General features: G+C 66.8%; 16 protein-coding genes. 9 read left to right on the plus strand and 7 right to left on the minus strand.

The window, feature by feature from the left end; genetic code table 11:
* The first annotated feature begins 159 nt into the window (after positions 1-159).
* A complete protein-coding gene (locus tag QZM15_RS10695; protein WP_060968284.1) occupies positions 160-1,230 on the plus strand; it encodes a YhcG family protein in 1,071 nt (356 codons plus the stop codon).
* Between the two features lie 18 nt (positions 1,231-1,248).
* Here the strand turns inward: QZM15_RS10695 and QZM15_RS10700 are convergent, their stop codons facing one another.
* Positions 1,249-2,037 (minus strand): IclR family transcriptional regulator, encoded by a 789-nt coding sequence (locus QZM15_RS10700; RefSeq protein WP_059582012.1) that lies wholly within the window; start codon positions 2,035-2,037, stop codon positions 1,249-1,251.
* Between the two features lie 227 nt (positions 2,038-2,264).
* Between QZM15_RS10700 and pcaF the strand changes: the two genes are divergently transcribed.
* Positions 2,265-3,467 carry a 3-oxoadipyl-CoA thiolase gene (gene pcaF / locus QZM15_RS10705; RefSeq protein WP_099317975.1) on the plus strand — a complete coding sequence of 401 codons (1,203 nt, stop codon included), beginning with the start codon at positions 2,265-2,267 and terminating at the stop codon, positions 3,465-3,467.
* A 163-nt stretch (positions 3,468-3,630) separates the two neighbouring features.
* Here pcaF and QZM15_RS10710 read toward each other — a convergent pair whose 3' ends face one another.
* On the minus strand, positions 3,631-4,191 hold the full coding sequence (locus QZM15_RS10710; RefSeq protein WP_226223621.1) for a GNAT family N-acetyltransferase: 561 nt from the start codon (positions 4,189-4,191) through the stop codon (positions 3,631-3,633).
* Positions 4,188-5,045, minus strand: coding sequence for a class I SAM-dependent methyltransferase (locus tag QZM15_RS10715; protein ID WP_060309898.1), 858 nt, complete (start codon positions 5,043-5,045; stop codon positions 4,188-4,190). The genes QZM15_RS10710 and QZM15_RS10715 overlap by 4 nt, the downstream gene beginning before the upstream one ends.
* Before the next feature lie 311 nt (positions 5,046-5,356).
* Between QZM15_RS10715 and QZM15_RS10720 the strand changes: the two genes are divergently transcribed.
* Positions 5,357-6,901, plus strand: coding sequence for a PAS domain-containing methyl-accepting chemotaxis protein (locus QZM15_RS10720; protein WP_124860264.1), 1,545 nt, complete (start codon positions 5,357-5,359; stop codon positions 6,899-6,901).
* A gap of 411 nt (positions 6,902-7,312) precedes the next feature.
* Positions 7,313-8,857 (plus strand): PAS domain-containing methyl-accepting chemotaxis protein, encoded by a 1,545-nt coding sequence (locus QZM15_RS10725; RefSeq protein ID WP_059582210.1) that lies wholly within the window; start codon positions 7,313-7,315, stop codon positions 8,855-8,857.
* Positions 8,858-8,977: 120 nt separating this feature from the next.
* Here the strand turns inward: QZM15_RS10725 and gabD are convergent, their stop codons facing one another.
* Positions 8,978-10,447 carry an NADP-dependent succinate-semialdehyde dehydrogenase gene (gene gabD, locus QZM15_RS10730; protein WP_124659146.1) on the minus strand — a complete coding sequence of 490 codons (1,470 nt, stop codon included), beginning with the start codon at positions 10,445-10,447 and terminating at the stop codon, positions 8,978-8,980.
* A 101-nt stretch (positions 10,448-10,548) separates the two neighbouring features.
* Positions 10,549-11,832, minus strand: coding sequence for a 4-aminobutyrate--2-oxoglutarate transaminase (locus QZM15_RS10735; protein ID WP_059582213.1), 1,284 nt, complete (start codon positions 11,830-11,832; stop codon positions 10,549-10,551).
* 126 nt (positions 11,833-11,958) lie between these two features.
* Between QZM15_RS10735 and QZM15_RS10740 the strand changes: the two genes are divergently transcribed.
* From QZM15_RS10740 to QZM15_RS10755, 4 genes are all read left to right on the plus strand, one after another.
* Entirely contained in the window at positions 11,959-13,467 is a 1,509-nt protein-coding gene (locus tag QZM15_RS10740) for a PLP-dependent aminotransferase family protein (RefSeq protein WP_124860268.1), read from the plus strand.
* A gap of 144 nt (positions 13,468-13,611) precedes the next feature.
* A complete protein-coding gene (selD, locus tag QZM15_RS10745; RefSeq protein ID WP_302106342.1) occupies positions 13,612-14,676 on the plus strand; it encodes a selenide, water dikinase SelD in 1,065 nt (354 codons plus the stop codon).
* Positions 14,677-14,757: 81 nt separating this feature from the next.
* Positions 14,758-15,351, plus strand: a complete 594-nt coding sequence (locus QZM15_RS10750; protein ID WP_302106343.1) for a LysE family translocator — start codon at positions 14,758-14,760, stop codon at positions 15,349-15,351.
* A gap of 231 nt (positions 15,352-15,582) precedes the next feature.
* Entirely contained in the window at positions 15,583-16,662 is a 1,080-nt protein-coding gene (locus QZM15_RS10755; RefSeq protein ID WP_302106344.1) for a purine nucleoside permease, read from the plus strand.
* A 222-nt stretch (positions 16,663-16,884) separates the two neighbouring features.
* Here the strand turns inward: QZM15_RS10755 and QZM15_RS10760 are convergent, their stop codons facing one another.
* Together QZM15_RS10760 and ceoR are read right to left on the minus strand one after the other, a co-directional pair.
* Positions 16,885-17,178, minus strand: a complete 294-nt coding sequence (locus tag QZM15_RS10760; protein WP_059582042.1) for a DUF4148 domain-containing protein — start codon at positions 17,176-17,178, stop codon at positions 16,885-16,887.
* Positions 17,179-17,583: 405 nt separating this feature from the next.
* Complete coding sequence (gene ceoR / locus QZM15_RS10765; RefSeq protein ID WP_059582046.1) at positions 17,584-18,588, minus strand: putative multidrug efflux transcriptional regulator CeoR; 1,005 nt, start codon at positions 18,586-18,588, stop codon at positions 17,584-17,586.
* A gap of 173 nt (positions 18,589-18,761) precedes the next feature.
* On the opposite strand from ceoR, the gene QZM15_RS10770 reads away from it, so the two are divergent.
* A complete protein-coding gene (locus QZM15_RS10770) occupies positions 18,762-19,622 on the plus strand; it encodes an alpha/beta hydrolase (protein ID WP_059582049.1) in 861 nt (286 codons plus the stop codon).
* Positions 19,623-19,640: the final 18 nt, after the last annotated feature.

Here is a 19,640-nt window from a genome sequence, read left to right on the forward strand (position 1 = left end):
GATGTTGCAGAGCGATTGGAGTTTTCGCGGGCGGCCTGTGTCGCCCGTTTTTTTATTTCACTGCGACGACGGTTCGGCAGCGGGCCGATGTCGGCGCCCTCGAGGAGCACGCGAGCGGATACCGGACGATTGCGGCCGCGGCGCATAGGAGGCAACAACATGATCCGACGTAAGGTTGTCGTCGCATCGCCCGTCGCGACACGAACCCTGTTGGGGAACATCCGCGCCTTGATCGAAGCGGCGCGGCAGCGCGCCGCGTCCGCGGTGAATAGCGAGCTGACGATGCTTTATTGGCGCATTGGCCGGCTCGTTCATGTCGAAGTCCTTGCGGGCAAACGGGCCGACTATGGTGAGGAAGTGCTTCCCACGCTTGCGGCGCAGTTGACGAAAGATTACGGCGGCGGCTTCGCCGTGAAGAATCTTCGCCGCATGGTGCAGTTTGCCGTGACCTTTCCGGACGAGCGGATTGTCGTATCGCTGATACGACAATTGAGCTGGACACATTTCATTGCGTTGATTCCGCTGAAAGACCCGCGTCAACGTGACTACTATGCGCAGATGGCCAATGTGGAACGCTGGAGCGTCAGGACGCTGCGCGAGCGTATCGACTCGATGTTGTACGAGCGCACCGCGCTTTCACGGAAGCCGGATGCGCTGATCGCCGCGGAGCTGGCAACGATGCGGGATGCACAACGCATGTCACCCAGCCTCATCATGCGCGATCCATATATTCTCGATTTCCTGGGTTTGCGCGACACCTGGCAGGAAGGCGACCTGGAGACCGCGATCATTCGCGAAATGGAAGCCTTTCTGCTGGAGCTGGGTGCCGGCTTCACGTTCGTCGCGAGGCAAAAGCGCATCCAGATCGACGACGAGGATTTCCATCTCGACTTGCTGTTCTACAACCGGAAGCTGCGGCGGCTGGTCGCTGTAGAGTTGAAGGTCGGTGAGTTCAAGGCCGCGTACAAGGGGCAGATGGAGCTGTATCTGCGCTGGCTCGACAGACACGAGCGGGAGGCTGATGAAGCGCCACCCCTTGGAATCATTCTCTGCACCGGAAAAAAATCAGAGCAGATCGAGCTGCTGGAACTGGATAAGTCCGGCATCCACGTGGCGGAGTATCTGACGGCTTTGCCGCCGCGTGCGGTGCTGACCGAACGGCTGCAGCAAGCGATGCAACGGGCACGGTTGCAAATCAGGCCCCGCAGCGCAGCGCGGAATACGGACTGATGTGTTCCGCGCCCGCGCTCACCCCCGCCGCGCCACCAGTTCCGATACCGTCTGCGCGGCCTGCTGCAGCGGGCCGAGAAACTCCTTCACCATCTGCTTCGCGGTATGCCGCTGCGCGTTGCCGCTGATGTTCATCGCGGCGATGATCTGCCCGCGCCGGTTGCGGATCGGCGCGGACAGCGACATCAGCCCCACCTCGAGTTCCTGATCGACCACGGCCCAGCCCTGCTGGCGCACCTGCGCGATCGTCGCCTTCAGTTCGCCGATGTCGGTGATCGTGCGCGGCGTGTGCGCGCGGATGCCGCTCTGCGCGAGCGTTTCGTCGAGCGCCGCGTCGTCGAGCGCGGACAGCAGCACGCGGCCCATCGACGTGCAGTACGCGGGCAACCGGCTGCCGATCGACAGGTTGATCGTCATGATCTTGCGGGTCGGCACGCGCAGCACGTAGACGATCTCGGTGCGGTCGAGCACCGCGGCCGAACAGCTTTCGTGGATCTGTTCCGACAGTTGCTCCATCACCGGATCGGCGAGATTCCAGAACGGCATCGACGTCAGGTACGCGAAGCCGAGCTCGAGGATCTTCGGCGTGAGCCGGAACAGCCGGCCGTCGGCCTCGACGTAGCCGAGCGTCTGCAGCGTGAGCAGGATCCGGCGCGCGCCCGCGCGCGTGAGGCCGGTGGCCGACGCGACCTCGGTGAGCGTCTGCTCCGGGCGCGCCGCGTCGAACGCGCGGATCACCGCGAGGCCGCGCGCGAACGACTGTACATAGGAGTCGCCGGGTTTCGTCTGAATATCGTCGGTTGTCATGAGGGCCTGGAATGTCGTGCAGCCGAGAAGATAGCGCATGGGGCCCGACACGCCAACCGCCCGGCGCGCCGCGCGCTTGACAGGGCATCCCCGCACTCCCTATGATGCGTTGAACGTTCGATACACGATCTTATGTTCGTATATAGAACATTTAAGCGCATCCCGGCGGGCAATGCAAGGGGCGCGCCCTGTTCATTTCCCAGCCTTTCACGGGACCGGAGACACTGATGACCGAAGCTTTTCTGTGTGATGCGATCCGTACGCCGATCGGGCGTTACGGCGGTGCACTGTCGGGCGTGCGCGCCGACGATCTGGGCGCGGTGCCGCTCAAGGCGCTCGTCGAGCGCAATCGCGACGTCGACTGGACGGCGATCGACGACGTGATCTACGGCTGCGCGAACCAGGCCGGCGAGGACAACCGCAACGTCGCGCGCATGTCGCTGCTGCTCGCGGGCCTGCCGCAGGGCGTGCCGGGTTCGACGATCAACCGCCTGTGCGGTTCGGGGATGGATGCGGTCGGCGTGGCCGCGCGTGCGATCAAGTCGGGCGAAGCCGCGCTGATGGTCGCGGGCGGCGTCGAGAGCATGACGCGCGCGCCGTTCGTGATGGGCAAGGCCGCGAGCGCGTTCGCGCGGCAGGCCGACATCCACGACACGACGATCGGCTGGCGCTTCGTCAATCCGTTGATGAAACAGCTGCACGGTGTCGATTCGATGCCGGAAACCGCCGAGAACGTCGCGGTCGACTACAACGTCAGCCGCGCGGATCAGGACCTGTTCGCGCTGCGCAGCCAGCAGAAGGCGGCGCGCGCGCAGCAGGACGGCACGCTGGCTGAAGAAATCGTGTCGGTCACGATTGCGCAGAAGAAGGGCGATCCGGTGGTCGTGTCGCGCGACGAGCATCCGCGCGAAACGTCGCTCGAAGCGCTCGCGAAGCTGAAGGGCGTCGTGCGCCCGGACGGCTCGGTCACGGCCGGCAACGCATCGGGCGTCAACGACGGCGCCGCCGCGCTGCTGCTGGCGAACGAGGTAACCGCGAAGCGCTTCGGCCTGACGCCGCGCGCCCGCGTGCTGGGGATCGCGACGGCCGGCGTCGCGCCGCGCGTGATGGGCATCGGCCCCGCGCCGGCCACGCAGAAGCTGCTCGCGCGGCTCGGGATGACGATCGACCAGTTCGACGTGATCGAACTGAACGAAGCGTTCGCGTCGCAGGGCCTCGCGGTGCTGCGCATGCTCGGCGTCGCCGACGACGATCCGCGCGTGAACCCGAACGGCGGCGCGATCGCGCTCGGCCATCCGCTCGGCGCATCGGGCGCGCGCCTCGTGACGACCGCGATGTACCAGCTGCATCGCACGAACGGCCGCTTCGCGCTGTGCACGATGTGCATCGGCGTCGGCCAGGGCATCGCGATCGCGATCGAACGCGTCTGACCGGCGCGATGCGGTGAAGCGGCCGCGTACGCGCCGCTCCACCGACGCGCTGTTTCCGCCATGACGGGCGGCACGAGTTGTCTCGTGCCGCCCGTCGTCGCTTTCGTCGTTAATCGGCCTGCGACAGTCGCGGCAGACGCGCCGCTATCCGCGTACCGGGCCGTCAGGTCGTCGGCCCTTCGAGGTGAATGTCCTCGGGCTCGAGCGCGTAAAGCTCGGGATCGGGCGCCGTGCTGACCGTGAAGCCGAGCCGCAGGTAGAAGTCGATCGTGCGCCGCGACGGCGTGGCCGACACATACAGGCGCTCGGCACCCATTGCACGTGCCTGCATCTGCGCCGCGCGATAGAGCTGTTCGCCGAGTCCGCAACCGCGCCAATCGAGGCTCACGTGCAGGAACTTCAACTGAAGCATGTCGCGCTGCGGGCCCAGCGGCCGGCTGTCGACGACGACGGCCGCGACGAGCCGCGTGCCGTCGAACCTGCCGAGAAACCAGCCGCCGCGGTCGTGGCAGTCGAGCAGGATCGGCGTGTAGTGATCGGCTTCGCCGTCGGGCCAGCCGGCCACGTCGTAGAACTCGGGCACGAGATGCAGCGCGCCGTCGCGCAGCACGTACAGGTGCTCGATGATTTCGCGCCGGTCGATGGTCCACACGAGCGGCACGTCGTCGCGGGCCAGCGGGCGGGCCGACAGCGCGTCGCGTTCGGCGGTAGTGCGGCGCGTCACGCGGCTACCCGGTGCGCGGCGATTGCGTACATCAACGGCAGGCGCGGCATGCCTTCGGGCGGCACCATCCGGCGGCCGTCCAGTTCGCGCATGCCGTCGAAGCCCTTCCAGCCGTTCGAGTACGGATATTCGTTCAAGCGGTCGATCACGAGCCCGGCCGAGACCAGCGCATTCACCACGTCGCCGATGCCCCACATGAACTCGTAGCTCGGATGCGGGTTCGCGAAATCGACGATGCCCGGATGGTCGTGCTGCGCGCCGAGCCCCGTGCCGGAGGCCGCGACGTAATCGCCGACGCCTGCGGGTTCCTCGGTCGCGTCGCCGTTGAAGTAGTCGTAACGCGGCCGCCACTGTTCGTCGAAATACAGGGCGAACGGATGGAACTCGACCATCGCGAAGCGGCCGCCCGGCGCGAGCAGCGCGGCGATCCCGCGCGCCCATGCGGTCAGGTCCGACAGCCAGCAGATCGCGCCGTACGACGTGAATACGCGATCGAAGCGTTCGCCGCGCGTGGCGGCTTCGGGCATCCAGTCGAGTATGTCGGCGCGCTCGAACCGCGCGGGCAGGCCCGCGTCCGCCGACAGTTGCCGCGCGAAGTCGATCGCCTCGTCGGAGATGTCGACGCCGGTTGCGTCCGCGCCGTCGCGCACGAGGCTCAGCGTGTCCTGTCCGGCGTTGCATTGCAGGTGCAGGAGCCGCAGACCCGCGAGATCGCCGAGCAGTTCGCGTTCTTCCGGAAACAGCGTCGAGCCGCCATTGCGGAAAAATGCAGCCTGATCGCCTTTATGGCTGTTATGCGCGACCGTCGCCGTATTCCAGGACAACCGATTCAGTTCGTGCCATGCCTTTTTCATCGAATTCGAATTCCGGTGGAATGGAGCAGGATAAGTCAAATCGTTTCGCCACGCGCAACGGATGCCGGCATTGGCACGCCGGGCGGCGCGTTGTGACAAGCGGATAAACGCGAGTTGCGATTATCGCCTGAATGTTTGATCGAAATCATGGCAATGGCCGATTTGCATAGTTTATGCACGACAGGATTAAGGTTTTCCGGTGAATTGCCGACAGTAAGGACGAGAGTGTCGTAAAGCGAACAACCGTTTTTCGGCTACTGAGCGCGAATTCAGCGCGGCGCGGACGATAGATCCGCCTTTCGGAGCCTTGCATGCGCAACAACCAGCCCGTTACCCAACAGGAATTCGATTTTCCCGACGACGTCACGCTGATGTCGACGACCGATGCCGACAGCATCATCACTTACGCGAACACGACGTTCGCGCAGGTAAGCGGTTTCTCGAACGAGGAACTCGTCGGCCAGCCGCACAACGTGGTGCGTCACCCGGACATGCCGAAGGAAGCGTTCGCCGACATGTGGGCGACGCTTCAGGCCGGCGAGCCGTGGACCGCGCTCGTGAAGAACCGCCGCAAGAACGGCGACCACTACTGGGTGCGCGCGAACGCGATTCCGGTGATGCGCGACGGCGCGCCGCACGGCTACATGTCGGTGCGCACGAAGGCGCCGCACGACGAGCGCGAAGCCGCGGACGCGCTGTATCGCGCGTTTCGTGAAGGCAAGGCCGGCCGGCGCCGGTTCCACAAGGGGCTCGTGATCCGCACCGGGCTGCTGCGTGTCGCGTCGCTGGCGCAGACGATGTCGGTGCGTGCGCGCGTTCATTCGGCACTGTGCGTGCTGGCGCCGACGGTCGTCGGCGCTGGCTGGGCGGGCGGGTTGACCGGCGGCGGGCTCGCGGCGTTTGCCGGCGTGACGGCCGGCGTGGCGGCCGCGGCCGGCTGGTGGCTCGACGCGCAGATCGTGCAACCGCTGAAGCGGCTGCACGAGCAGGCGCTGAACGTCGCGACCGGTGAAAGCCGGCGCGGCGTGCGAATGAACCGTGTCGACGAGATCGGCATGACGCTGCGCACGATCAACCAGCTCGGGCTGATGTTTCGCTGGCTCGTCGACGACGTCAGCGAGCAGGTGCACAACGTGCAGCGCGCGAGCAACGAGATCGCGCAGGGCAACAGCGACCTGAGCGCGCGTACCGAACAGGCCGCGTCGAGCGTGCAGCAGACGGCCGCGTCGATGGCCGAGATGACGGCCACCGTGTCGAGCAATGCAGAAACGGCGCTGCAGGCGAATCAGTTGTCGGTTTCCGCGAGCGAGGCGGCCGGGCGCGGCGGGCAGGCGGTGAGCGAAGTCGTCGCGACGATGAACGACATCACGGCCAGCTCGCGCAAGATCGCGGACATCATTGGCGTGATCGACGGCATCGCGTTCCAGACCAACATTCTCGCGCTGAACGCAGCCGTCGAGGCCGCACGCGCAGGCGAACAGGGCCGCGGCTTCGCGGTGGTGGCGGGCGAGGTGCGCGCGCTCGCGCAGCGCAGCGCGAACGCGGCGAAGGAGATCAAGACGCTGATCGGCGCGAGCGTCGAGCGCGTCGAATCGGGCGCGCGGATCGTCGACGGCGCGGGCAAGACGATGGAGGACATCGTCACGCAGGTGAAGCGCGTGTCGGATCTGATCGCGGAGATCAGTTCGTCGACGGCCGAGCAGAGCACGGGCGTCGCGCAGGTCGACCAGGCGGTGGTGCATCTGGACAACATCACGCAGCAGAACGCGGCGTTGGTCGAGCAGAGCACGGCGGCGTCGGAGAGCCTGAAGCAGCAGGCGACGCGGCTCGTGGATGCGGTGAACGTGTTCAGGTGACGGCGTAAAAGCGTGCGCGACGTGCGGGTTCGATCGATGAATCCGGCGTGTCGCGCACAGCGTTCATTCGGATTTTTGGATTGAATCGAATGGCGGAAAACGAGAAATATTCGTATTTCCGATTTTACCGGCGCACGTTGAATCAGGCCGGATGCACGAGGTCGAATGATCAGACGAATCGCCGGCAAACCCATGCCCGATAAGGCAATTCGTTTATCCATGAACATATTGTTCGGCAAAAACACGATGATGCATGTTTAATGCATATTTATCCGGATTCGGCATAATGTTTTCGCCGAATTTGCCGAAAGCGCAGGAGTCGACTTACACGCATGCGACTCGATCGTCATGCGTGGGGTCTCGAATCAATCGACGAGCGGACGCAAGATCCGCCACCCGGAGCTCCACACCATGCGCAACAACCAGCCCGTCACGCAACGCGAATTCGAATTTGCCGACGATGCGACGCTGATGTCGACGACCGATGCCGACAGCTACGTCACGTACGCGAACGCGGCATTCATTCAGGTCAGCGGCTTTTCTCCCGAGGAGATCGAAGGTCAGCCGCACAACGTGGTGCGGCATCCGGACATGCCGAAAGAGGCGTTCGCCGACATGTGGGCGACGCTCCAGGGCGGCGAGCCGTGGACCGCGCTCGTGAAGAACCGCCGCAAGAACGGCGATCACTACTGGGTGCGTGCGAACGCGATTCCGGTGATGCGCAACGGGCAGCCGAAAGGCTACATGTCGGTGCGCACGAAGGCGACGCGCGACGAGATCGCGGCCGCCGAGGCGCTGTATCGCGATTTCCGCGAAGGCAAGGCAGGCAGCCGCCGCTTCCACAAGGGATTGATCGTTCGCACGGGTGCACTGCGCGTCGCGTCGCTGTTCCAGACGATGTCGGTGCGAGCCCGGCTGGTATCGACGCTGTGCGTGCTGGCGCCGGCCGTCATCGGCGCCGGCTGGGCGGGCGGTTTGACCGGCGGGGCGCTCGCGGCATTTGCCGGTGCGGCGGTCGGCGTGACGGCGGCGGCCGGGCTGTGGCTCGACGCACAGATCGTGCGGCCGCTGCGGGAACTGCGCGACGAGGCGTTGCGCGTGGCGACCGGCGAAAGCCGCAGCGGCGTGCGGATGAACCGCGTCGACGAGATCGGCATGACGCTGCGCACGATCAACCAGCTCGGGCTGATGTTTCGCTGGCTCGTCGACGACGTCAGCGAGCAGGTGCTGAACGTGCAGCGCGCGAGCAACGAGATCGCGCAGGGCAACAACGACCTGAGCGCACGTACCGAGCAGGCGTCGACGAGCGTGCAGCAGACGGCCGCGTCGATGGCCGAGATGACGGCCACCGTGTCGAGCAATGCGGAGACGGCGCTGCAGGCGAATCAGTTGTCGGTTTCCGCGAGCGAGGCGGCCGGGCGCGGCGGGCAGGCGGTGAGCGAAGTCGTCGCGACGATGAACGACATCACCGCCAGCTCGCGCAAGATCGCGGACATCATCGGCGTGATCGACGGCATCGCGTTCCAGACCAACATTCTCGCGCTGAACGCAGCCGTCGAGGCCGCGCGGGCGGGCGATCAGGGGCGCGGCTTCGCGGTGGTGGCGGGCGAAGTACGGGCGCTCGCGCAGCGCAGCGCGAACGCGGCGAAGGAGATCAAGACGCTGATCGGTGCGAGCGTCGAGCGTGTCGAATCGGGCGCGCGGATCGTCGACGGCGCGGGCAAGACGATGGAGGACATCGTCACGCAGGTGAAGCGCGTGTCGGATCTGATCGCGGAGATCAGTTCGTCGACGGCCGAGCAGAGCACGGGCGTCGCGCAGGTCGACCAGGCGGTCGTGCACCTGGACAACATCACGCAGCAGAACGCGGCGCTCGTCGAGCAGAGCACGGCGGCGTCGGAAAGCCTGAAGCAGCAGGCGACGCGTTTGGTGGAGGCGGTGAACGTATTCCGCTGATCGCGGAACGAGAGGAAGGGTGACGCGGGCGCGACGGAGAGGGGTACCGGCCCGCGTCGGGCCGCCCGGTTCCGGCCGGGCGGCCAGGGCCTGTCGCCGAAAGCGGCAGGCCCCGAACCGTCAGACGGCGAGGCAGAGGTACTTGATCACGACGTAGTCGTCGATGCCGTAGTGCGAGCCTTCGCGGCCGAGGCCCGATTGCTTGACGCCGCCGAACGGCGCGACTTCGTTCGAGATCAGGCCCGTGTTCACGCCGACCATCCCGTATTCGAGCGCCTCGGCCACCTTCCACACGCGGCCGATGTCGCGGCTGTAGAAGTAGGCGGCGAGGCCGAACTCGGTGTCGTTCGCGAGACGGATCACCTCGTCGTCGCTGCCGAACTTGAACAGCGGCGCGAGCGGCCCGAACGTCTCTTCCTTCGCGACCTTCATCGCCGGCGTGACGCCCGTCAGCACGGTCGGCTCGAAGAAGCCGTGGCCGAGCGCGTGGCGCTTGCCGCCCGTCACGACAGTCGCGCCCTTCGCGAGCGCGTCCTCGATGTGCGCCTCGACCTTCAGCACGGCGGCTTCGTTGATCAGCGGGCCCTGCGTGACGCCCGGCTCCGTGCCGCGGCCGACCTTCAACTGGCCGACGGCCGCCGCGAGTTTCTGCGCGAACTGGTCGTACACGGCTTCGTGCACGTAGAAGCGGTTCGTGCACACGCACGTCTGGCCGCTGTTGCGGTACTTCGACGCGATCGCGCCCTGCACGGCCGCATCGAGATCGGCGTCGTCGAACACGATGAACGGCGCGTTGCCGCCGAGTTCCAGCGACACCTTCTTGACCGTCGCCGCGCATTGCGACATCAGCAGGCGGCCGACCGGCGTCGAGCCGGTGAACGACAGCTTGCGCACGATCGGGTTCGACGTCAGCTCGCCGCCGATCGCCTTCGGATCGCCCGTGACGACGCTGAACACGCCGGCCGGCACGCCCGCGCGCTCGGCCAGCACGGCCATCGCGAGCGCGGAGAACGGCGTCGCCTCGGCCGGCTTCACGACGATCGGGCAGCCCGCGGCGAGCGCCGGGCCGACCTTGCGCGTGATCATCGCCGCCGGGAAGTTCCACGGCGTGATCGCCGCGCACACGCCGATCGCTTCCTTCGTCACGACGATGCGCTTGTCGCTCGCCGGCGTCGGGATCGTGTCGCCGTACACGCGCTTGCCTTCTTCCGCGAACCACTCGAGGAACGACGCCGCGTAGCCGATCTCGCCCTTCGCTTCGGCCAGCGACTTGCCTTGCTCGGTCGTCAGGATCAGCGCGAGGTCGTCGGCGTTTTCCATCATCAGGTCGTGCCACCTGCGCAGGATCGTCGCGCGTTCCTTCGCGGTCTTCTTGCGCCACGCCGGCCATGCGGCGTTCGCGGCCTCGATCGCGTGACGCGTCTCGGCCGTGCCCATCGCCGGCACGGTGCCGAGCAGGCCGCCCGTCGCCGGATTGCGGACGTCGAACGACTCGCCGGTCGCCGCGTGTTGCCATTCGCCATTGATGTACGCCTGCTGGCGGAACAGCGACGGATCTTTCAGTGCCAGGGTTTCCTGAACGGTGCTCATGTGAATCGCCTGCTTCGAAAAAGGACGGATAAGGACCGATGAAAACGGCCGCCGCCGTCGTCGCGACGGCGGCGGCGCATTCAGTTGACGTGGACGGGCACTCAGGCCGGCACGCCGACCGTTTCCTTCAGCACTTCCTCGAGGATCGCGAGCGCTTCGTCGAACACGGCTTGCGGGATCGTCAACGGGAACAGGAAGCGCACGACGTTCGAGTACACGCCGCACACGAGCAGCAGCAGGCCGCGCTCGAGCGCACGCGTCTGCACGCGCTTCGTGAATTCGGCATCCGGCTCGCCCGAACCCGGCTTCAGGAATTCGACCGCGATCATCGCGCCCGGGCCGCGCACGTCGGCGATCTGCGGCACGTCGGCCTGCAGCGCATTCAGCTTCGCCTTCAGCACGTCGCCGAGCTGCGTCGCGCGCTCGCACAGCTTCTCTTCGTCGATGATCTCGAGCACCGCGTGCGCCGATGCGACGGCCAGCGGGTTGCCCGCGTACGTGCCGCCGAGGCCGCCGGGCGCCGCTGCGTCCATCACGTCCGCACGGCCGACGACGCCCGACAGCGGCATGCCGCCGGCGAGGCTCTTCGCCATCGTGATCAGATCGGCCAGCACGTCGTAGTGCTGCATCGCGAACAGCTTGCCGGTGCGTGCGAAGCCCGTCTGCACTTCATCGGCGATCAGCAGGATGCCGTGTTCGTTACAGATCTTGCGCAGCGCGCGCACGAATTCGGCCGGCGCCGGGTTGAAGCCGCCTTCGCCCTGGACCGGTTCGAAGATGATCGCGGCGACACGCTTCGGATCGATGTCGGCCTTGAACAGCATCTCGATCGCCTTGATCGAGTCGGCGGTCGTCACGCCGTGCACGGCGTTCGGGTACGGCGCGTGGAACACGTCGCCCGGGAACGGGCCGAAGTTCAGCTTGTACGGCGCGACCTTGCCGGTCAGCGCCATGCCCATCATCGTGCGGCCGTGGAAGCCGCCCGAGAATGCGATCACGCCCGGACGGCCGGTCGCCGCACGCGCGATCTTGATCGCGTTCTCGACGGCTTCGGCGCCGGTCGTGAAGAACGCGGTCTTCTTCGGGAAGTCGCCCGGCGCGCGTGCGTTGATCTTCTCCGCCAGCTCGACGTACGACGCGTACGGGACGATCTGGTAAGCGGTGTGCGTGAAGTTGTTCAACTGATCCGCGATCGCCTTGACGATCTTCGGGTGGCGGTGGCCCGTGTTCAGCACCGCGATGCCGGCGGCGAAATCGATGAAGCGGCGGCCTTCGACATCCCACAGCTCCGCGTTCTCGGCGCGGGCTGCGTAGAAATCGCACATCACGCCGACGCCGCGCGGGGTGGCGGCGTTCTTGCGGGCCTGCAGATCGGCATTCTTCACGGTCATCTCCTTGATGTTCTTCCCGGTGAGTAGAAAATCGGCCGCCTTGGCGGCCCATGGAGGCGACTATAATCACATTTGGCTCCGGCAATCAGAGCCATTTCAATAAATATTCAGGAGCCAATCATGCGCGCGAGCGTGTTGTCGGACTGGCTGGCGCAGCGCCTCGTGCGCGGCGGCGAACAGCCGATCTACCGGCAGCTTCACCGGCTGCTGCAACAGGCGATCCTGTCGCGCGAACTGCCGGCCGGCACGCGCGTGCCGTCGTCGCGGCTGCTGGCCGCCGAGCTCGGGATCGCGCGCAACACGGTCACACAGGTTTACGAACAGCTTGCGCTCGAAGGCTACGTGAACTCGGCGACGGGCCGCGGCACGTTCGTCGCCGACAGCGCGCCCGACGAGATCGTCGGCGCGCCGGCCGATCCGGCTGGCGGGCCGGCGGTCGTGCCTTCGTCCACGCGGCGGCTGTCTACGCGCGGCACGCGGCTCGTCGAGGGCGCCGGCGTGTCGAAGCGCCAGGGCGGCGCGTTCATGCCGGGCGTGCCCGATGTGTCGCGATTTCCGGCGCGTGTCTGGACGCGGCTGCACAACAAGTACTGGCGGCGCCTGCGCCCGGACCTGCTGACCTACGCACCCGGCGGCGGGCTCGCGCTGCTGCGCGAGGCGCTGGCCGACTACCTGCGCACGTCGCGCTCGGTGCGCTGCACGCCCGAGCAGATCGTGATCACGACTGGTATCCACCAGTCGATCGATCTCGCGGTGCGCTTGCTGACCGACCCGGGCGACGCGATCTGGACCGAGGATCCGTGCTACTGGGGCGTGCGCAGCGTGCTGAACGTGTCGGGGCTGACCACGCGACCGATCCCGGTCGACGACGAAGGCATCGCGCCGTCGGCCGCCGATCTCGCCGAGCCGCCGAAGCTGATGCTCGTCACGCCGTCGCACCAGTATCCGCTCGGGATGGTGATGAGCCTCGCGCGGCGGCGGATGCTGCTCGAATACGCGCGCCAGCACGGCTGCTGGATCATCGAGGACGACTACGACAGCGAATTCCGCTATGGCAGCCGGCCGCTCGCGTCGCTGCAGGGGCTCGACACGGCCGGGCAGGTGATCTACGTCGGCAGTTTCGGCAAGACGCTGTTCCCGGGGCTGCGGGTCGGCTATCTGGTCGCGCCGGAGCCGCTCGCGGAAAGTTTCGCGACCGCGAGCGCCGAGCTGTATCGCGAAGGGCAGTTGCTGCAGCAGGCCGTGCTCGCCGAATTCATCGCGGAAGGGCATTTCGTGTCGCATATCCGCAAGATGCGTACGCTGTACGGGCAACGCCGCGAGGTGCTGCTCGACGCGGTCGCGCGCCGCTATGGCGATACGCTGCACGCGCTCGGCAGCGACGCGGGGCTGCATCTCGTCACGCAATTGCCGGCGGGCGTCGACGATCGCGCGGTCGCGCAGGCCGCGCTCGAACGCAACATCGTCGTGCGGCCGCTGTCCGGGTATTACGCGGATCGTTCGCGGGCTGCATCGGGTTTGCTGCTCGGCTATGCGTGCGTGCCGGAAGACGAGATCGCGACCGCGTTCGCGACGCTGGCCGAGGCGATCGACGAGCGGGCGTTCGGCGGGGCCGTGGCGCTGGCTTGACGCGTGAGCACGGCAATATCGGCTCGTTGCGATTCCGTCAAAGGCCGATCGAAGCGCAATACGCTCCGCAACGCGGCGAGCGTACCGCGCGCGCTCGCGCGGAATTGCCGATAATAGAACGTTGTTATTCACCGGATGCCGACGATGACCGAAGCCACCCAAGCCCCGCCCGCCGTTCCGCGCCTCACGAGCCTGTCGCACGGCGGCGGCTGCGGCTGCAAGATCGCGCCGGGCGTGCTGTCCGAACTGCTCAAGCGCGCGACGCCGCCCGCGTTGTTCCCCGATCTGCTGGTCGGCACCGAGACGTCCGACGACGCGGCCGTCTACCGGCTCAACGACGAGCAGGCGATCGTCGCGACCACCGATTTCTTCATGCCGATCGTCGACGATCCGTTCGACTTTGGCCGCATCGCGGCCACCAACGCGCTGTCCGACGTTTATGCGATGGGCGGCAAGCCGATTCTCGCGCTCGCGCTGGTCGGCATGCCGATCAACGTGCTGCCGCACGAAACGATCGCGGCCGTGCTGCGCGGTGGCGAATCGGTATGCGCGGAGGCCGGCATTCCGGTCGCGGGTGGTCATTCGATCGATTCGGTCGAGCCGATCTACGGGCTCGCGGCGATCGGCGTCGTGCATCCGTCGCGCGTGAAGCGCAACGCGGCCGCGCGCGCGGGCGACGTGCTCGTGCTCGGCAAGCCGCTCGGCGTCGGCGTGCTGTCGGCCGCGCTGAAGAAGAACCAGCTCGATGCCGACGGTTACGCGCAGATGGTTGCGACCACCACCAAGCTGAACCGGCCGGGCGCCGAACTCGCCGCGCTGTCGGGCGTGCATGCGCTGACCGACGTCACGGGCTTCGGGCTGCTCGGCCATACGCTCGAACTGGCGCGCGGCGCGCGGCTCACCGCGCGCGTGCACTATGCGTCGCTGCCGTGGCTCGCGGGCGTCGAGACGTTCGTGGCCGACGGCGTGTTCACCGGTGCGTCGGGCCGCAACTGGGCCGCGTACGGCACCGATGTGCGGCTTGCCGACGCGCTGCCGCCCGTCGCGCAGGCGCTGCTGACCGATCCGCAGACGTCGGGCGGGCTGCTGGTCGCATGCGCGCCGGAAGCGGTCGAGGACGTGCTCGCGTGCTTCCGTGCCGACGGTTTCGACCGCGCGGCGGTGATCGGCGAGATGGTGGACGGGCCCGCACGCGTCGACGTCGCCTGACGCCGGATTCACACGCCGCATCGTTTCGACGTCGCCGGAATCGACGCTTTCCATCGACGGTGTCGATGCCATCGACGACCGATGAACGACTTCCTGTTCGGGCTGACGATCGCGCTGTCGGTCGGGCCCGTCGCACTGATGATCGCGCACTACGGCATGCGCGCCGGTACGGCGACCGGCGTGCGCGCGGCGCTCGGGGTGGCCGCTGCCGACGGCTGCTATGCGGTCGTCGCGTTCACGATCGGCGCGCTGCTCGCGGGCACGCTGGCGTCGTATCTGTCGGTGTTCCGCATGGTCGGTGCGTTCGTGCTGCTCGCGATGGGCGCGCGGATGCTGTGGCAGGCGCTGCATGACCGGCGCCGCACGCTCGACGGCAGCGTACCGACGCCGCCGGCCGATCGCCCGTTCATGTCGATGTTCTTCGTCACGCTCGCGAATCCGCTGACCATCCTGCTGTTCTACGGCTATGCGACCGCTGCCGCCGGTGCGCACCGGCACTGGCTGCTCGGCGCGGCGTGCGTGTTCGCGGGCAGTCTCGCCGGGCAGCTCGTGTTCGCGTTCGGCGGCAGCGCGATCGGGCGCTTCGTGAAGTCGCCGGGATGGCTCGCCGCGAGCCATGTGGTCGCCGCACTGGTCGTGCTCGGATATGGCGTCGCGGGGCTGATGCGTGTGTAGCGCGCCGAGAAGCGGCCGACGTCGCGGTTGGCGGCAAACCAGATAGCATTCCTGACGTTTGCAAGGCCGCGACGAGTGGGCAATTTCCCGTCGCGCAACACGCATCCGTTCGCACGAAACACGGCCCGCCGTTTCGTAGTCGGGTTCCGCATCGCGCACGCCCGTTCTATACTCCCTCGCGCAGTCTCCGACAGCCGTTCTCATCCAACATCACTGAAACAAGGAACGCCGATGCTGACTCGCTCCATCCTTTCAGCCGCTGCATTCTCGCTCGCGGCCTGCGCGACCGCGCCGTCGATCGCGCAGGACAACCAGGGCAACAATGCGGGCAACGCCGCATTCGCCGAGACCGGTGCACAGGGCCGCCCGGTCAAGGTCATGATCATCACGATGTTCGGTCCGGAAGGCCAGGCGTGGCTCGACCGGCTCGGCCCGTGGCGCGACATCGCCGTGCCGGGCCTGTCGCCCGACTATCCGGCCGTCCACTGCAACAAGCAGGACGTGTGCGTGGTCACGACCGGCATGGGCTATGCGAACGCGTCGGCGACGATCATGGCGCTCACGTTCTCGCAGCGCTTCGATCTGCGCCGCACGTACTTCCTGATCTCGGGCATCGCAGGCGTCGATCCCGCGCAAGGCACGGTCGGCTCGGCCGCGTGGTCGAAATACCTCGTCGATTTCAGCCTGCAGTGGGAGCTCGATGCGCGCGAGATTCCGGCCGGGTGGAACACCGGTTTTCTCGGCATCAACACGAAGAGCCCGAACGACAAGCCGCCGCTCGACTATCGCACCGAAGTATTTCAGCTCAACCCGCAGTTGACCGACGCCGCATACGCGCTGTCGCGCAACGTCGTGCTCGCGGACAGCGCACAGGCGCAGGCCGCGCGCGCGAAGTTCACGTACGCGCCGGCGAACCGGCCGCCGACGGTGATCCAGTGCGATACGTCATCGGGCAACACGTGGTTCTCGGGCACGCTGATCGGCGAGCGCGCGCGCCAGTGGACCAAGATCCTCACGGACGGCAAGGGCGCCTACTGCATGACCGCGCAGGAAGACAACGCAACGTACGAAGCGCTCAAGCGCGCGGCGAGCGTGAAGCGGGTCGACCTGTCGCGCGTCGCCGTGCTGCGCACGGGGTCCGATTTCGACCGGCCGTACGCGGGACAGACGAGCGCGGACAACCTGCTGAACTACGCGGACCAGGGCGGCTTCGCGCCGGCGACCGAAAACCTGTACCGTGCGGGCAATCCGCTCGTGCAGGACATCGTCACGCACTGGGGCGAATGGCGTGATGGAGTGCCGCGCCGTTGATCGCCGCAGGACGGTATCGGCGACACGTCGCCGCGAGCGTCAATGCGATTGCGACCCGGAGCGGAACGGCGTCCACACCGGCGTGGTGTCGTCCCAGTGATCGAGCGGCGAAGGAAGTTGATCGTTCATCATGTGCTCCTGCAACTCACTGACTCAGCGAGTCGTCGATAAGGTCGTTCGAGATGCCGCGCGCGGGGCAACCCGCTGCGCGGCGTCGCGCGTTTACCGGCCCCCGCCGGCGAGCTGGTTGCTTTCCGGCATCGGGCGATAGGCGCCTTGTGCGAGCTCGAGCCCTTGCGGGTACGACGTTGCCTTGCGCAAGTACGCGAGCGTGCCGTCCTTGCGTGCCTGCACGACCTCGGCGCTCACTTCGGCGCGCGTGCGCGGGCCGTTGTGCTGCGAATACCACGACGTGTTGCCGTAGTCGCCGGCGTGCGGCGTACCCGAATCGGCGAAGGCCGGTGCGGACACGGCAAGCGTGAGAGCAAGGGCCGAGAGAAGATGGCGGCGGTTCATGGCGTCACTCCTAAGATGTCGGAGCGGGCGCTTGAGCGCTTACTCCGGTCCCGCCAAGCGGGATCTGTTCGATGCGCAACGAGGTGCGCGACAGGGTTTACTCTAGGTGTCTGCTCCGTCGCGATAAATGCGGCTCGCACGAATTGAATTGTCGCGAGACTGGAACAATCGGAATCCGTACGTGCGGTGGGGGAATGCGGAAACGGCCCGCAGCCCCGTGGCGCCGGCGTCGCAGGGGCGGCGGCGAGGGCGCGCGACGACGCACACGGCCGATTGCCGCGGGTTGCGCAAAGGCTTACTGCGGATTCGGGAAGGATCGGGGCGCCGCGCTTGGAGAGGGTGCCCAGGCGGCGCGCAGGCGGGACGACGTGCGGGCGCCGCGGCCCGCACGCGTGGTTCAGACGATTACGCGACCCACTCGTTGATGACCGGCGTATCGAGCGCCGGCGCGCGTTCGGCTTCCTCGAACGTGCGCTTGCTGCATGTCGCGTCGAGGCTGCCCTTGCCGCTCAGCAGCGGGCAGCGGTCGAACACTTCGGCCACCCAGTCGACGAACACGCGCACCTTCGGCGACAGATGGCGGCTGTGCGGATACACGACCGAAATTGGCATCGGCAGCGGCTTGACGCCGGGCAGCACTTCCTTGAGCCGGCCCTCGCGCAGGTGCGGCAGCACCATGAAGAGCGGCGGCTGGATCAGCCCGAAGCCTTCGATACCGCAGGTCACGTACGCATCCGCGTCGTTTACCGACACGATGCCCTCCATCTTCATCTCGACTTCCTTGCCGTCGATCAGGAAGGTCCAGTCGATCGTGCGGCCGGTGCGGCTCGAGAAGTAGTTGACGGCCTTGTGCTGGCTCAGATCGTCGATCGTCTGCGGCTCGCCGTTGCGCTCGAGATAGTCGGGCGACGCGACCGTCACGCACTCGAACAGGCCGACGCGGCGCGCGACGAGCGACGAATCCTGCAGCGCACCGACGCGGATCACGCAGTCGACGCCTTCCTGCAGCAGGTCGACCGGCCGGTCGGACAGGCCGAGCTGCAGGTCGATGTCCGGGTACCGCGTATGAAATTCGCACAGCGACGGAATCACGAGCAGCCGACCGATCGAGCCCGGCATGTCGATACGCAACTTTCCGTGCGGCTTCCGGTTGTTGGCCTGGAAGCTCGCTTCGGTTTCCTCGACGTCCGCGAGGATCCGCACGCACCGTTCGTAGTACGCGGCGCCGTCCGGCGTGAGCGACAGCCGGCGCGTGGTCCGGTGCATCAGCCGCACGCCGAGGAAGGCTTCGAGATTCTGGATGATCGTCGTGACGGACGCTCGCGGCAGGCCGAGCGTTTCTGCTGCCTTGGTGAAGCTGCTTGTATCGACGACGCGAGTAAACACCTGCATGGCCTGAAGCCGGTCCATCACAACCTCCGCAATCTAATGAGCCCGCGAACAACAAGGCTGCGCTACCTCATGGGTAAACGCAGCCTCGGATTGTTCGGGGGCGTTGAATTGTGTTGCCGGATTATAGGCATTTATCCCAATGTCTGCCGGACTCAGAATTCGTTCCATCTCGAAATGGATGCCGCATCGTCATGGACGCTTCTGAATTCAGCAAATTCCTGAAAGCCGCGCTGCCCGCGCAAGCCACAGCGGGCGGGGCGCTGACGGTTGCCGAAGTCGAAATTCCCGGCTACGCACAGGACATCGTGCTGCGCCTCTACCGTCGTCCGGACAAGACCGGGTTGCCAGTAGTGCTTTATTTCCACGGCGGCGGCTTCGTTCGCGGTTCGCTCGAAGACGCGGATTTCGCCGCGCGTTTTTTAGCAGAACGCTTACCAGCTCTCGTAGTGTCGGTCGACTATTCGCTCGCGCCGGCCTTTCCTTTTCCGGCCGCGCCGGAGGATGCGTATCGCGCCGCCGTGTGGGCCGCGACGCGCGCCCGCGCGTTCGGCGGCAATCCGAAGAAGATCGGGGTCGCGGGGCACGATGCGGGCGGCCAGCTCGCGAACTGCCTCGCCTTCATCGCCCGCGACCGCGGCGAGGTGTCGATCGCCGCGCAGGCGCTGTTCGGGCCGATGCTCGACCCGAGCATGACGCGCATCGGCGACGCCGAGCGCCTCGCGTCCGACATCACCGCGCGCGAATGCGCGGCCTGCTATCGCGCATACCTGCCGCAGGCGGCGCAGCGCATGCACCCGTACGCGGCGCCGATCGAATCGGTGCGCCTCGCGGGGCTGCCGCCGACGCTCGTCGTCACCGCGCAGAACGACGTGCTGCACGTCGAGGCGGAGAAATATGCGGGCTGCCTGATTTCGTCGGGCGTGCTCACGCAGGTGATCCGCTATCCGGACATCACGCACGCCGCGCTCGCCACGCACGAAGCCGCGTTCGAGGAAGCCGTGCGCTTCTTCCAGTGCCGTTTCCAGGCGCGCCAGCCGAACCGTTCCGAATAACCAGACCAATCCACGCTT

Source organism: Burkholderia sp. AU44665 (genome assembly GCF_030504405.1).
In the GTDB taxonomy this organism is placed as follows: Bacteria; Pseudomonadota; Gammaproteobacteria; order Burkholderiales; family Burkholderiaceae; genus Burkholderia; species Burkholderia semiarida.

What these genes read in the sequence shown, in the direction of transcription:
- QZM15_RS10750 (WP_302106343.1), top strand. Translation starts at nt 14,758, where the DNA reads ATGAACGACTTCCTGTTCGGGCTGACGATCGCGCTGTCGGTCGGGCCC.
- QZM15_RS10770 (WP_059582049.1), top strand. Translation starts at nt 18,762, where the DNA reads ATGGACGCTTCTGAATTCAGCAAATTCCTGAAAGCCGCGCTGCCCGCG.
- QZM15_RS10725 (WP_059582210.1), top strand. Translation starts at nt 7,313, where the DNA reads ATGCGCAACAACCAGCCCGTCACGCAACGCGAATTCGAATTTGCCGAC.
- QZM15_RS10760 (WP_059582042.1), bottom strand. Translation starts at nt 17,178, where the DNA reads ATGAACCGCCGCCATCTTCTCTCGGCCCTTGCTCTCACGCTTGCCGTG.
- QZM15_RS10715 (WP_060309898.1), bottom strand. Translation starts at nt 5,045, where the DNA reads ATGAAAAAGGCATGGCACGAACTGAATCGGTTGTCCTGGAATACGGCG.
- gabD (WP_124659146.1), bottom strand. Translation starts at nt 10,447, where the DNA reads ATGAGCACCGTTCAGGAAACCCTGGCACTGAAAGATCCGTCGCTGTTC.
- QZM15_RS10755 (WP_302106344.1), top strand. Translation starts at nt 15,583, where the DNA reads ATGCTGACTCGCTCCATCCTTTCAGCCGCTGCATTCTCGCTCGCGGCC.
- QZM15_RS10740 (WP_124860268.1), top strand. Translation starts at nt 11,959, where the DNA reads ATGCGCGCGAGCGTGTTGTCGGACTGGCTGGCGCAGCGCCTCGTGCGC.
- ceoR (WP_059582046.1), bottom strand. Translation starts at nt 18,588, where the DNA reads ATGGACCGGCTTCAGGCCATGCAGGTGTTTACTCGCGTCGTCGATACA.
- selD (WP_302106342.1), top strand. Translation starts at nt 13,612, where the DNA reads ATGACCGAAGCCACCCAAGCCCCGCCCGCCGTTCCGCGCCTCACGAGC.
- pcaF (WP_099317975.1), top strand. Translation starts at nt 2,265, where the DNA reads ATGACCGAAGCTTTTCTGTGTGATGCGATCCGTACGCCGATCGGGCGT.
- QZM15_RS10700 (WP_059582012.1), bottom strand. Translation starts at nt 2,037, where the DNA reads ATGACAACCGACGATATTCAGACGAAACCCGGCGACTCCTATGTACAG.
- QZM15_RS10720 (WP_124860264.1), top strand. Translation starts at nt 5,357, where the DNA reads ATGCGCAACAACCAGCCCGTTACCCAACAGGAATTCGATTTTCCCGAC.
- QZM15_RS10695 (WP_060968284.1), top strand. Translation starts at nt 160, where the DNA reads ATGATCCGACGTAAGGTTGTCGTCGCATCGCCCGTCGCGACACGAACC.